Origin of the sequence: Flagellimonas onchidii, from assembly GCF_004804315.1 — a bacterium.
Taxonomy (GTDB): domain Bacteria; phylum Bacteroidota; class Bacteroidia; order Flavobacteriales; family Flavobacteriaceae; genus Flagellimonas; species Flagellimonas onchidii.
This window is the reverse complement of record NZ_SRXX01000001.1, coordinates 1-14,057: the sequence shown is the minus strand read 5'-3', so window position 1 is coordinate 14,057 and position 14,057 is coordinate 1. Positions and strand designations below refer to the sequence as shown.

Genomic DNA, 14,057 nt, shown 5'->3' with positions numbered 1-14,057 from the left:
TAAAAATGAGAAAAGCGTTATTTGTAACAACTGTTTTTTTATCAATGACTTATTGTGCTCAAGCGCAAAATAAGGTCATTAACGATATCAAAGAAACCTATTCCCAAATTACATTTCAATATGATGAACTAAAGGGTATAGGGCATGAAAAAGGTTGCACGCGCAGAGACCCTAGCGATGTAATCAAGGTAGGAGATGCCTATTATGTGTATTATACCAAAGTCTATGGGCGCTCCCCTGGGTATTGGGGCACCCTGTGGTATGCAACCTCCAAAGACAAAGGATACACATGGAAAGAGCAAGGCGAAGTATTGGGATTGGGCAAAAAAGGAACGTTTGATTCCCAAGCCACCTTTACCCCCAATATCCTCTATGCCGAAGGGAAATATTACCTCTACTACACAGGGGTAAAACCCACACCGGGCAACCCCGATGGCGCCTTTGAAAACAATTCCAGTAATGACATTACCGCAATCGGTTTGGCAGTAGCGGATTCGCCCAATGGTCCATTTACAAGATATAGCCACGAACCTGTACTGAAGGTAAGTATAGAGCCTGAAAAATTCGATAGCTACCGAATAGACGATGCCGTATTATTATATAGAAATAGACTTTATTGGTTATATTACAAAGGTCGTAGTAGGGCCCACGGGGGTAGTGGACCGGTACATACACAAATGGGTGTAGCCTTTTCCAAGAAACCTGAAGGCCCTTTTACCAAAATGGACAAACCTCTGTTACCCGAAAGCCATGAAGTGATGCTTTGGCAGGAAAAAACGGGACTCATGGCATTGGCATCCATCAGCCATACCTTTGAATACGCGCCCGATGGAATCGATTTTCTTTCCAATAAACTCTCCGTAAAAGTCAAGAACAGACCCAATGCTCCCGGAGTATTCCGTAAAGATTTGACCGATCTTTCCGTTACGGGAGAAGGCCTGGATTGGGGTGTTTCCATGGTGCATAATAAAGATGAATCGTATCTTATACGATATGAAATAAAAAAATAACGTATTACATGGACATTAATTTCTATATAAATACTGGCTTTACTCACCCTCCTTGTCATAGTTTCCAGTTGTAAAAAGTTCACTTAAATACGAGAACAAGATTCATTAGAAGCTCGACACTACAAAAATAGAGCTGCCTTGGTATGCACAGGTAATGCAGTAAACCATTTGTTTTTTGAATTGACAACATTTAAACACTTCATTTCCAATATTCCATATAATTTTGACGCATTGAATATTTTGATATGGAGGGGAAAAATATGTCCGTACTGTGCACAAAACAATGGTTGTAAATATTTTATTTTTGAGTTCATTAAACAATATCTCCAAAAATCAATAACGCGTGTTAACTTAATATTCCTAATCTGAGCCTGAGAAGTGAAGTATTGATTATAGGGATATACAAGGATTTGCTCCTACAATGCCTATTAATTCGCTTATGGAGCAGAAAATTATTTAGGTCCGAGTTTTGGCTGTTTTTACTATATTTTAATAAAATCCTTTTACATTCATATCCAGGACGGCCTTCCTGACTATTTCAGCTTTTTCTTCACTTACTCCAGTCAATATGATTGAATTGTGCTTAACGCAATCTATCATCATTGTTTCCAGATATCTTAGGGTCAAATACTTGTTGTCTTTTAACTTATTGAGAAGTACAAAGTATCGATCTGAAGTAAAATTCTTATTCAACATTATTCATAACAACCCTTATAATGTCCTAAACTATGGTGGACAGCCTGTTCTTTGAACTTTGGCGTGTTGTACATGTAGCGTTTTACAGCTTACTTTCAATTATGCAATCTACCCAATTATCCTTTAACAGCAAATTTGTTTATAAGACTTTTCGGGAGCAAAACTGGTTTGGTGGTAATGTCAAAAACGTCACTTAGTTGAACGCAAACTACTCTGCGGCTTTTTCTCGGACATGAAACCACCATAAAGTATTTGTTTACGCCTTTCCGCATACCTTTTGCCCCGCTGTACAACCTATAATGGATAGAATCCCATAGGAAGTATCTGTAAACCAAGAGGTTTTGGTTAGTTTGGGTTTGTGCTGCTACATTATAAAGCCTCGCTGGGCAATAGAACCCAGAATCATCTGTTCAAAGATTCTGGTTTTTATCTGTTTACGGTTTATTACATTTTACATCTGTGTCGACACATTTTGGGTAACACTATATACTCGTTCCTTAAGGTCTTTTAGGCGCAATTCTTTTGACGGTAATGTGGGCAAATTGCTTGAGGGCTTATCGAGATAGAAATAAGCGGTGGCCGATACGTCATCCCTTCTGTAAAAATTGATGCCGGTTTCACTGCCCACTTCATCCAATGTGGGCGGATTTTCCATAGAAAGTAAGCTATTGAAGATAGGCGCTGTACTGATTTCTGGAAACCTATCAAATATAAAGTGGGATACGGGTTGAAGCTCTATGCCGTTTTTCAGCATTTCCTCTATTTTGGGTTTTTGGGCATTGCCTATTTGCTGTAGGGTGACTTTACATTTTTTATGGAAATACACTGGGTCTGGGATATGGTAACGGTAAAAGGCGTAAAGGTAGTTTTGTTTGTTGGAAATTAAAGATCCTTGATATTGCTCTCCGTATATGGCCTGCCCCCAGCCGGAGCCTATGTAATCTTCGGTGCCCGTACCTGCCAGTGTGGGATAATCGCTATCGCCATCCAGATAGATTTTTACTTCACCTTCGCCAAACCAGGTGCCTTTGTAATCGGGGTTTCCAATAACACCAATATTGGTGCCAAGGTAACGCCCTCTGCCGCTCACTTTAGGGAGTATTTCAAAGTCCTTGCCCAATTGGGTTTTTAAATCCCTGCTCCAATAGGCATGGAAATAGAGGACGTCATCGGGGTGTTTCGATACTTTTACAAAATCCACATCGTAGTAGAGCATGGTATGAAATTCAGACCCATTGGTAATCTCTATTCTGGCTGCCATTCGGTAAGGCATGGGAACATAACTGTTGAACGACCTGCCTTCGGGCTGTGAGAAAAGTGCGCTTTGAAAGGCTGCCGTTTCTCCTAGGCCCACACCAAAAAAATCGGTAAGGGGTGCTGACACTGCTGGTTTTTTTGCATCGTCCCAAAACATTTCTATGGTCATTTCCCTACGGGCTTCCTTGGTCAAAATCATCGTGCCAGTGAGCCATATACGGGTAATAAGCCCTGTACCTTTCTGATCAAAAATGACTTTCTTTTCTCCGGGTGCCAGTACAAAAAAGGCCTTGCCTTTGGCTCCTTTATTGAACTGTGCACCTTTGCCCCGTTCGGCATGAATGTTTTCGGGGCTGCTCCAACGGGTCTCTACACCTTCGGGTGCTGCTCTGTACAATGTATTAATGTGTTCAGTAGTAAATACTTCAATCTTTTCCTGCTGACACCCTGTTATTAGCAGGATACTGACAATAGCTACTGTTATTGGTATATTTTTCATAATCAATTTGTATTGTATAATGTTGTTAAAACATATAGGATATGTGTGTAAATCACTCAATATCAAAAAGTTGTAAAAGCAACCCTTTTAATTTATTTGCATAACCCTGAATCAAAATACGATAAAATATGGAGATTTTGGACAAGTTAGGTGTGAAATCAAGTTTTTTGCCTCCGCTATAATTGTTTTAGAAATATCCAGCCCTTCTCAATGAATATTGATTTCATAATTGATAATATCGTTGGCGAACAGTCCATTTTGTGTCGCATAATTTAAAATGTACAATCCAATATTTTAAAATGTAGATGATTTGAATTACTCTAAATAAACAAGAATCTGATCTATAGAATATTACGATACTTTATGAACTAAAAAATTCCTCTAAAAGTTAAATTTCTAATAGTAATGCTGTCAAACAAAAATGCGAAACACTCTATTTTTAAGCCATGTTTCCATACTCGACACGATTTAAGGCTTTCTTAACTTCTTTTATCTCTGTACTATCAAACATACTTGCTTAAGGGATGTAAGAAGCCGTAGTAATGTGGAATCCGAAATAGTTCGAATCCATTCTACTAATTCTTTTTTGGTACTTTTCGATTCCGCCAGATTCATTTCTTTTTAAGCAAAGTTATGAATGTTTATATAATTTAATTTTAGCATCAATAATCATTTAGGTTTTGTAAGAGAAGAATTGATGATACAATAAAGTAAGCCCCCTATTCCAACTTCAGCTGGAATTTATTGGATAAAGAAAACGGTACTGTTATGATAATAAATCAAGAAACACTTTTGATATGAAACGATTCATTGATAATAATTTCAATATCTTCCTATAGTTCGAATTCTGTTCTCTTAAGTCACTAAAGGAGATTTTTCGCAGATTGAGTGAAAATCCCCTTTTTCCATACCCCTATCTCATTGAAAACAAGCAGGTTGTTTTAAAAATTTCATTGACCCAAAAAGTTCGAACCCGTTTGTTTTGGAAAGTATGGCTTAAGATTGCTTATCCCCATCACCCATCCACCAAAGTTGTTTCCAATTTTTGGGGCCATCATTTTGTTGGGACTCCCCTGGTGTGCTCCGGCCCTCTTTCACATATTTGGTCAATAATCCTTTCAGTTCCTTGACTTTGTCGGGATATCGTTCCATTAAATTTTCCGTTTCTGTCGGATCCATTTTTAAATTATACAATTGGATAGAGGGCAAAGTGTCCAAGGCTTTTTTATTGCCCGGTATAGGAAAGCTCCAACCTCCGGAACCTGGGCACATTGCCAGTTTCCAGTCTCCCTTTCTTATAGCGAAACTCCCATTGATGGAATGGTGTACCGAAGCTTCTCTAAGGGGCACATCCAAGGTCTCCCCGGTAAGAACGGGCATAATATTGTAGCTGTCCTCTCCCTCATTGGCTTGCAATCGGTAGCCTGTTATGGCTGCCGCTGTCGCCATAAAATCATTTAGGTTGATTATTTCATTGCTCACCCTTCCAGATTTGATTTTTGCAGGCCATTTGGCAATAAACGGCACCCTGTGGCCTCCTTCAAAAATGTCTGCCTTGTGCCCCCGGTAAATTCCACTCGGGTCGTGTCCCTTTTCAATCAGCACATTGAAGTTTGCCTCTGGGGAACAGCCATTATCGCTCGTAAATACAATCAGCGTATTGTCCTCAATGCCTGCTTCCTTCACGGTCTGGAGAAGTTTTCCCATGTAATGGTCAATCATCATCATAAAATCACCATAGGGGTTCAGTCCGCTCTTTCCCCGCCATTCCTCCAATGGAAGTATAGGTGTATGGGGGGACGGCAATGGCAAATAAAGAAAGAAAGGCTTGCCACCATTGGCCCGTTCCTTTATATAATCCATCCCCCTGTTGAAAAAATTGGGCGTTACCTGCTCGTGCACAAAATCAGGAGCGGTAGGTCCCTTTCTCCACCAGGTATATTTCTCGGTGTTTTGAGTGGTGATGGTTGGAAGGGCTGTAGGTTTTCCATTTTCAACATACACATATGGGGCCATGTCCAGCGACCCGCTATGGCCATAAGCGTAATCGAAGCCCAAATCGTTAGGGGAGTTTTTAACAGGTTTTGAGAAATCCACATTATCAAAATCCTTTTCATCCCAGCCTTCCCCTTGGTCAATGCCCTCTTCTTTTTCGGCCCAGTCCCAACCTAAGTGCCATTTTCCAATAAAAGCGGTATGGTAGCCTTGTTTTTTTAACATTGAGGCCACGGTGGTCCGTGATGCAGGAATCAAAGCACTAGATCTTCCGGTAAGCACACCTTGCTTAAGTGTGGAACGCCAATTGTAGCGCCCGGTCATTATTCCATAACGCGTAGGTGTACAAACGGCCGAGCTGGTATGGGCATCTGTGAATCGCATTCCTTCCATGGCCAACTTGTCTAAATTTGGCGTTTTGATTTTCCCTTCTGGATTGTAAACACCAATATCCCCATAGCCCAGATCATCTGCCAGCACATAAATTATATTGGGAGGTGATTCGGAAATCTGCTTGTCTTCCTGCGTACATCCAATAAGAGTATATACAAAAACAGAAAAGAGAAGTTTTAGCTTAATACGATTGTTTTTTACAGTACCTCGAACGGGGAATTGATTTTTTTTCATCAAAAACACTTGTTATGCTTATTTTTTTGGATTTATCAAAAACCTCCGGAAGCCCGGAGGTTTTGCTCAAACTAATCAGGCAAGGATGCCTGCAACAAACTAACTCAAATAAAAAGTATTTTATTCATTGCAACCTAAAAATGGGTCACTAATAAAACTTTGTTATGGTTATGGATAATAGTTCTATATATAAACTGTTTTCCTTTCTTCAATTAATTATATCCTGGATTCTGATCTCCCAAATTTGCATTATTTGCAAACTCAATAGCTGGTACCGGATATAAAAAGTATGATTTTCCCGTAATAGGATGAACAGGAGCCCTATTGGAAGGGAAAGTAAGCCCAAAAAGTTCCAATTGGTTTCCTACTACGTCACCCAAAATTCCCCATCTGTTCAAATCAAAAAAGCGTTTGAACTCAAAAGCAAATTCAATACGTCTTTCTTGTGCTACAGCAGCTCTAAATGAGGTTTGGTTTGGTAAATCAGTAGCTGTTAGGGCCGATAATCCTGCATGTATACGAACCTCATTGAGATAATCAAAGGCATCACCACCTGCTACGTAACCTTGTTCATTCAATGCTTCAGCAGAAACCAATAGGGCATCCGCATAACGGTATAATGGAAAGTTCCAAGGGCTTCCTTGCTGACTGAGTGTTGCCGCTTCATTATAGTATTTTGTCACATAAAACAAAGAACCGTCGGGAGCTCCAGAGACTATAAAATTACCCAATATCGTTCCGTTAAAAGTATTACCGAGTGTTACATCCCTCCGGTTGTCACCAGCTTCAAAAGCTTGTAAAAAACCTCCGCCAGCAGAGACGCCCGCAATAGAATTTCCCGAACCATCTATGAAGTTATCATCTGTAGGCAACATAAGGGCATTACCCGAAAGTTCCAAAGGTCGAAATGCATTTCCGGACCCCAGATAAGAAGAGGCTGGGGTTCCGGGACCACCATATTGTATTTCAAAAAAGGTTCCACTACTGTTTTCGTTAGTGCCATTAAAATTATCGGCAAAGTTTAACAGTGTACCAGTGCCTATTAAACCAGTGGCAAGTGAAGCGGCGTCCGCCCATTCTTCTTGTTCCAAGTGTACATAGGCTTTAAGGATTTGGGCCGCATATCGTGTAGCCTTTCCGACTTCCAGACCATTTCCACCAGAATATGATGTAGGGAGAAGATTAATGGCGTCGTTCAAATCAGCTTCAATCTGGTTATATACTTCCTGTACTGAAGTTCTTGGCACGGCGGCTTCTGAAGGTACCCTAATCTGATTGAGAATCAAGGGAACGGCACCATAAAAGCGTACCAGGTTAAAATAGGCGAGTGCACGCATGAACTTGGCCTGTCCTTCTGAGGCACTTTCAAGTTCAGGATTTTCCCAAGGAACATTGGGAAGTCCTTCTATTACACTATTGGTCCTTCCTATCAAAATATAGGAGTTTCTCCAAAACGTTTGGGCCTGCCCATTAATGTCCTCAACAATAAAATAATCGGTTGCCTCTTCGTTTGCTCTCCAAGTCCAGGCATCATCGCTGGCCATTATACTCATTCGACCCATAGCATTGTTATAAATACCCGTTAGTGCACTATACATGCCATTAACCGCAGTTATGGCATTGTCTTCATCGGTGAACAAATCAGATAATGGAATCTGCCCTTGCGGTTCCGGTTCCAAAACATCATCACAAGAACTAGCGATAAAGACCATTAAAGTGATCAAAACCATGTTTTGTATATTTTTCATATATATATGTTTTTTAGAATTCATAAATAATCTTAGAAACTTACATCCAAGCCCATAGTTACTGTTTTCACAAATGGATATGGCGTGTGATCTACTCCCAAACTTAAAAAGTTGCCTGCGCTGGATGCCTCTGGATCAAGACCAGTGTAATTCGTTATCGTAAATAGATTGATTCCTGTCAGAGAAAGTTTGGCAGATTGAAAACCAATTTTTTGGATAATGTCAGTTAGCAAATTATACGTAAGACCAATGCTCTTTATCCGTAAAAAATCAGCATCTTCCAAAAATCTGGTAGAGGTTCTTGTAGACAAAAAAGTGGTAGGCCCTCCTTGGGAAGCTCTCGGTATTGTATTGGAAGGATTAGTAGGTGTCCAACGATTTCTTACTTCGCCTAAGTTCTGTATAAAAGGTACCGATCTGGCCGAAAAGTTACGGGCACTGTTAAATAATTGATACCCCGTAGCATAGTTCATAAAAACAGAGAGGGACAAATTTTTATAGGTAAATGTATTATTTAACCCTCCAAAAAATTTGGGGTGTGGATTGGTACCCGTATAAGTTCTATCTCCTGTGTCAAAAATACCATTCCCGTTAATATCTCTATATTTTGCTGCTCCTGGCACGGTACCCGGTCTCCAAGCTTCAGCTTCAGCCTCCTCGCCCAATTGCCATATACCATCAAAAATATACATATGGAAAGCACCAATAGGTCTTCCTGCTTCCGTACGATTGATAGGTTCGTTGGGCAATGGAATCCTATCCCCTTCCAATATCAAAGGCTCCCCTATACCATTTTCACCAATATCCAATACTTTATTTTCATTATAGGTGATATTGAAGTCAGTGGCCCATGAGAAGTTCTCTGATCGAACATTTATGGAATTAAATGAAAATTCAACCCCCTTGTTCTGCACGGAACCTAGGTTTATCAATGGTCGCTGACCCACACCAGCAGTCAAAGGAATGGCTGGCCGTAACAGCAAATCTTCTGATTTTTTATCGTAGTAATCTACCTCAATATTTAAACGGCCACCTAAGAAACTGGCGTCCATTCCAATATCCAGTTGCTTGGCAGATTCCCATTGCAATGCTTGGTTACCAATATTAACAGGTGAGTTCCCAACTACTTGGGCATCTCCAAAAACAGTATTGGTTGCCCCAGCTCTGGTAATGAATTCAAAATCGTTAATATTTTGATTACCTGTAAGACCATAACTTGCCCTAAACTTTAGATCGTTGATAAAGTTTATGTCATTCATGAAATTTTCCTTGGAAATTCTCCATGCAACAGAACCTGAAGGAAAAACACCATATCGGTTTTCTGGTCCAAAACGTGAAGAACCGTCTCTACGAACCGTGCCGGTCAATAAGTATTTACCATCATAATCGTAGTTTAAACGGGCAAAAGTGGAGTTTAGACCAGAAATAACAGCAAAACTGCCAGCATTATAATCCGTTTGATTTGCTATTTGATCCAAAGAGTTGTTAATGGTTCCTGTACCTGTTACGGAGACGTCATCTCTGTCAAATTCTTGTACCGAAGCCCCTATCAATACTTTAGTATTGTGCTTGCCAAAGCTTTTGGTGTATTCCAAAAAAGCTTCTGCCAACCAGTTGATCCTTTGGATACGGGCTTCGGTTACAGAGCCTAAAGCCCTTCTATTTCTGACACTTATATCATGAACTGGAAAGAAGTCACGATTGTTGTTGATTAGAATATCGCCACCCAGATTGCCAGAAAGCTTAAGCCCGTTCAATATTTCGTAGTCTATTCGCGTATTGCCTATAATACGGGTAAGGTTACGCTCTCTAACCGGGAGTAATATTCCTACCAAGGGGTTGAAGTTATCACCAAAAAAAGGATTGCTCGTTCTGGACTCACCTGCTAAGTTTCCATCTTCATCAAAGGCCGGGGTGTACGAGTGGTTAGTTGTTAGACTACGGTATGCTCCACCAAAATATGAATCGTTATTGACAACGTTCTGTCTTTGATGAAATGCTGAAATGCTGGTAGCTATCTTCAGGCGTTCGGTAATCTTGGAGTCGATATTGGCGCGTAAGTTCCAAGATTTAAGATCTGTATTCAGTAGGGTACCTTCCCTATCCAACATAGTTGCCGAAAATGCATAGGTGTTTTTTTCCGATCCACCGCTAACACCTACGTTATATTCTTTGCGAATACCTGATCTGGTAGCCAGATCTTGCCAATCATTATCAATTTGAAATATTGGATCGTTAGGGTCCAAAAAAGCTGAATTGTCCCTATTGGAGTGCTCAAAAGCCTCAACAAACAGTTGACGTTGTTCTTGGGTGCTCAACACATCATAGGGGTTGGCTATTTCTTCAATACCCACATTTACCGAAGCTGTCAATATTGCCTTACCTGCCTCACCTCTTCTTGTAGTGACAATTACCACACCATTTGACGCCCTGGACCCATATATAGCAGTGGCGGAAGCATCTTTTAAAATAGTGATGTCCACTATGTCTTTTGGGTTAATGGTTGAAAAACTCCCTACGTTGAACAACGGCACCCCATCCACTATAATAAGGGGGTCACTGGAACCGGTTACCGATCCAACACCTCTAATTCTTATATTGAACCTACCATCTAAATTACCACCTGTTTCAGTAATATTGACACCCGCTGCCCTACCTTGTAGCGCTCCTGCAAATGATGGTACCGGACGGCTTTGTAATTCTTCCACACCAACTTGAGACACAGATCCGGTTACATCTGCTTTTCGTTGCACACCATACCCTACCACAACAACTTCATCCAAGTTGGCAGCGTCTTCTTGCAAAGTCACATTTATAGTGCTTTGTCCATTTACATCTATTTCTTTAGTGGAAAATCCAATATAAGAGATAATCAATACAGCATTTTCGCTGGCAACATTTAGTTGGAAGTTTCCATCAAAATCTGACTGGGTTCCATTTGTAGTACCTTTTTCAACAATACTTGCACCCGGTAATGGTTGTCCGTTTGAATCAACCACCGTACCAGTAATTTGCTGCTGTATCGGAGCTTCGACCACAACCTTTGGTTCTTTTTCAATTTTTTGATTTTTAACAAGAATTATTTTGCGATCCCGAATCTTAAAGGATGTGTCGGTCTCCAAAAAAAGTCTTTTGAGTATTTTTTCAATTTTTAACCCTCTCACTTTAAGGGTCATTTTCCGGGTCAAATCTACAGCATCCGTTTCGTACATGAATTTAAATTCCGAAACAGCTTCGATCTCATCGATAATCCTTTGAATGGAAGAGTCTTCAACATTAAGGGAAATCTTGGTTTTTTGGGAATAGGTGCTTGCTTGAATAGAGAAAACTGCAACAAATATAAATAACAGTGATATTTTCATCTTTAAGTCAAACTTAAACCCCATACCGAGGTTTTTAGCATTAAGCTTTTTTTTCATATTTTAACGTGTTAATTGGTTATTAATCCTCAGGATTAATGCCTTCCATAACGGGGAATGTAGCAGCATTTCCCGTTTTTTTATTCAGGCTTTCCTGAAAAAACATTTTGTTGGTTTTGATTGAATTTTTATTTCATTGGCTCTACATTTAAAGGATTAGTTAGTTAATTATGACTTTATTGTTGATTACAGTGTACTCTATTTGATAGATTTCCTGAAAATAATCCAAAACATCATTAATGGACTCCCGATCAAGTTCAACTGTTGCATTAAATGTTCGTGAATCGTCAGAAAGTGTTTCATTGTTGTTGATAATGGTCAAATTATAATGCCGTTCCAGTTTTTTGATGATATTGTTGAATGGGGATTTTCTAAATACTATATTCCCGTTGACCCATGAGGTGTAAATGCTTGTGTTCACATTTTCTATGCTAATTGTATTTGAAGCTTTCTTCAAAGATCCCTTGATGCCTGGGCGTAGAATTGTCTCATTACTACTATCCGAGGATATATTCGATTTCATTTTTACAGAACCTTCAACCAAAACTATCTCCGAATTTTCATCTTCTGGATAAGCCATAACATTAAATCTGGTACCCAAAACCTCCACATCCAAAACTGGTGCATTCACTCTAAAAGGATGTAACTCATCCGTCGTGACTTCAAAAAATGCCTCCCCCTCCTTTAGGTATACCTCCCTAGGCATGCCCTCAATAAAATTGATTGGGTATTTTAAAGAGGTTCCGGCATTCAAAAATACTTTGGTGCCATCTGATAAAGTCAGCTCAAAACGTTTACCATAAGGCACATATAATTCATTGTAAACAAGCTCTTCTGTGGCATTCGAAGTGTACACCAGTCCCTTTCCATTTTGGTTTCCCAAAATTTTACCTGCGGATGAAACTATTTGGGAGGATTTTTCCACATCAATGGTCCTAACACTACCATCTCCTAACTTGATGGTTATATTTTCATCCTTGATAACAATTTTTTCATGAGTATCCGAGAATGTGGGAATGGAGAGTTGCGTTGAATAGAACCAATAGCCCAAAGACACCAAAACAATAATGACACCGGTGTACTTAAGCATAGTTCTTCTAGTGATAGCAAACTTGTCTTTCCTAATTTTTCTAATCAGTTCCTCCCTGATTTTATCACCATCTGATTTAGTCATATATCTAGAGATAACAAAGTGGGTTTTGGCATAGCTTTTCAGGATTTTTTTACTTTCGGGATTTTTTATCCATTCTGATAAAACATCCAAATCTTCCTTGCTTGCGGTGCGTGTTAAATAATTGATAAGCCGTCTTTCAATATCGGGCATAGTTAGCTGAGCTTTTATATATAATACAGATTAGAATTTGCCTACACGTATTTTTTTAACCATTTTTTTTATACATTGACAATATTTACATAACATTTATTTGATATTTTAATAAATGGCCAAAGTTTTTGAGTATAATCTATTTCTAATCCAATCCCTGAAAAAAGGGAATGAGGATGCGTATGTTTATTTGGTAAATACCTATCACGAAAATCTGTATGGCTACGTATTGAGCTTGTGCAATGACCATGAATTAACACAGGATATCGTACAAAATGTATTTATCAAGACATGGGAGTTTCGAAAAAAACTTAATCCCAAGTATCCCATAAAAAGTTTTTTGATCAAAACCGCATACAACGAGTTTATCAACCAGTATTGGAAAAATACTTCCATTAAAGAATTGGAATCTGAGTTCCATACATCCATAAATAATATTGTGGAAGAAACCGAAGATACCATAAGGCAACTTATTGGCTATGTAAAGCAAGAAATACAGAACTTGCCGCCCAAATGCAAAAAGATATTTTTACTCAGCAAACAAGATGGGCTTACCAATCATGAAATAGCGGAGCATTTAAATTTATCCAAAAGAACTGTTGAGACCCAGATAAGTAAGGCCTATAAAATTATACGGGAAAGAATCGGCGAAAAAGCCAATCTTATTTTATTTTTACTTTTTGGGGATAGACAGGTTTATTCGTTTTGATTGGAAAAGGGTCTTTACGAGATTCTATTCCCAGGAGTGTAAATATTCAAACTAATGTTCATCAGAGATAGTCAAATTTGGTTCATAAATCCAGAACCTGTTCCAGATATTGTTTTTTTCATTGTTTCAATTTCAATGTCTTCCTCCAAAAAGTCCAAATTCTGTATTCCCACGGTCACCTTTTTTAGATCTCGCAGCTCAGTTGGCTAGAGCACCATGCTCATAGCATGGGATATGGATTGTTGAGAATCCATTCTTGACAAGAAGGTCATGTAAGTATCCCTAGATTAGCTACGATTTGGGTTTTGCAAATTAGTTGGTTATTTGCTATAGAAAAGCTAGCTTTTCCATATTTCTTTAAAAATTCCTTTGGTTGTAGAGCCTCACGAGGTCTTTTTTCGTTGTAATGTTCCATCCATTGTTCGGTCAGCACTCTCACTTGGGACAACGATTCAAACGAGTAGGCGTTGAGCACTTCTTGACGATAGCTCCTGTTGAAACGTTTGGTAAGGCTGTTCTGAACAGGCTTGCCGAGTTGGATGTACTTGATTTCGATATGCTTGTGCTTGCATCACAATTGGAAATTGACGAGGTGAACTCTGGACCGTTGTCGACCCTTATTTTTCATATCCTTAAATTTAAAGTTAGGGTCATGACAACTTAAGCGTTTTTTAATTTTGCTTAAGTCCAGTCATATCAATGTCTAACAAGTATTTATACCGTTCAAGGATTTCAGAGGCTAAATTTAGGGAAATAATCCGCTTGTTCTCTGT

Annotated in this window: 8 protein-coding genes; 2 read left to right on the top strand and 6 right to left on the bottom strand. The window is 39.3% G+C overall.

Annotated elements, in window-relative coordinates:
* Window positions 1-5 precede the first annotated feature (5 nt).
* Complete coding sequence (locus E4661_RS00040) at window positions 6-1,010, top strand: family 43 glycosylhydrolase (RefSeq protein WP_136464771.1); 1,005 nt, start codon at window positions 6-8, stop codon at window positions 1,008-1,010.
* Between the two features lie 1,147 nt (window positions 1,011-2,157).
* Here the strand turns inward: E4661_RS00040 and E4661_RS00035 are convergent.
* From E4661_RS00035 to E4661_RS00015, 5 genes are all read right to left on the bottom strand, one after another.
* Entirely contained in the window at window positions 2,158-3,462 is a 1,305-nt protein-coding gene (locus E4661_RS00035; protein ID WP_136464770.1) for a glycoside hydrolase family 172 protein, read from the bottom strand.
* A 996-nt stretch (window positions 3,463-4,458) separates the two neighbouring features.
* A complete protein-coding gene (locus E4661_RS00030) occupies window positions 4,459-6,084 on the bottom strand; it encodes a sulfatase family protein (RefSeq protein ID WP_136464769.1) in 1,626 nt (541 codons plus the stop codon).
* Window positions 6,085-6,296: 212 nt separating this feature from the next.
* Window positions 6,297-7,832, bottom strand: coding sequence for a RagB/SusD family nutrient uptake outer membrane protein (locus E4661_RS00025; RefSeq protein ID WP_168796290.1), 1,536 nt, complete (start codon window positions 7,830-7,832; stop codon window positions 6,297-6,299).
* Between the two features lie 32 nt (window positions 7,833-7,864).
* Window positions 7,865-11,251, bottom strand: a complete 3,387-nt coding sequence (locus E4661_RS00020) for a TonB-dependent receptor (RefSeq protein WP_136464767.1) — start codon at window positions 11,249-11,251, stop codon at window positions 7,865-7,867.
* A gap of 160 nt (window positions 11,252-11,411) precedes the next feature.
* A complete protein-coding gene (locus tag E4661_RS00015) occupies window positions 11,412-12,575 on the bottom strand; it encodes a FecR family protein (RefSeq protein ID WP_136464766.1) in 1,164 nt (387 codons plus the stop codon).
* Window positions 12,576-12,690: 115 nt separating this feature from the next.
* On the opposite strand from E4661_RS00015, the gene E4661_RS00010 reads away from it, so the two are divergent.
* Complete coding sequence (locus E4661_RS00010; RefSeq protein WP_136464765.1) at window positions 12,691-13,284, top strand: RNA polymerase sigma factor; 594 nt, start codon at window positions 12,691-12,693, stop codon at window positions 13,282-13,284.
* A 268-nt stretch (window positions 13,285-13,552) separates the two neighbouring features.
* On the opposite strand, the gene E4661_RS19645 is transcribed toward E4661_RS00010, so the two are convergent.
* Window positions 13,553-13,825 (bottom strand): integrase core domain-containing protein, encoded by a 273-nt coding sequence (locus E4661_RS19645; RefSeq protein ID WP_417936343.1) that lies wholly within the window; start codon window positions 13,823-13,825, stop codon window positions 13,553-13,555.
* Window positions 13,826-14,057: the final 232 nt, after the last annotated feature.

Bases quoted from the DNA above. Each gene is read 5' to 3' on its own strand.
- E4661_RS00025 (WP_168796290.1), bottom strand. From the start codon at position 7,832: ATGAAAAATATACAAAACATGGTTTTGATCACTTTAATGGTCTTTATC.
- E4661_RS00035 (WP_136464770.1), bottom strand. From the start codon at position 3,462: ATGAAAAATATACCAATAACAGTAGCTATTGTCAGTATCCTGCTAATA.
- E4661_RS00040 (WP_136464771.1), top strand. From the start codon at position 6: ATGAGAAAAGCGTTATTTGTAACAACTGTTTTTTTATCAATGACTTAT.
- E4661_RS00030 (WP_136464769.1), bottom strand. From the start codon at position 6,084: ATGAAAAAAAATCAATTCCCCGTTCGAGGTACTGTAAAAAACAATCGT.
- E4661_RS00020 (WP_136464767.1), bottom strand. From the start codon at position 11,251: ATGAAAAAAAAGCTTAATGCTAAAAACCTCGGTATGGGGTTTAAGTTT.
- E4661_RS00010 (WP_136464765.1), top strand. From the start codon at position 12,691: ATGGCCAAAGTTTTTGAGTATAATCTATTTCTAATCCAATCCCTGAAA.
- E4661_RS00015 (WP_136464766.1), bottom strand. From the start codon at position 12,575: ATGCCCGATATTGAAAGACGGCTTATCAATTATTTAACACGCACCGCA.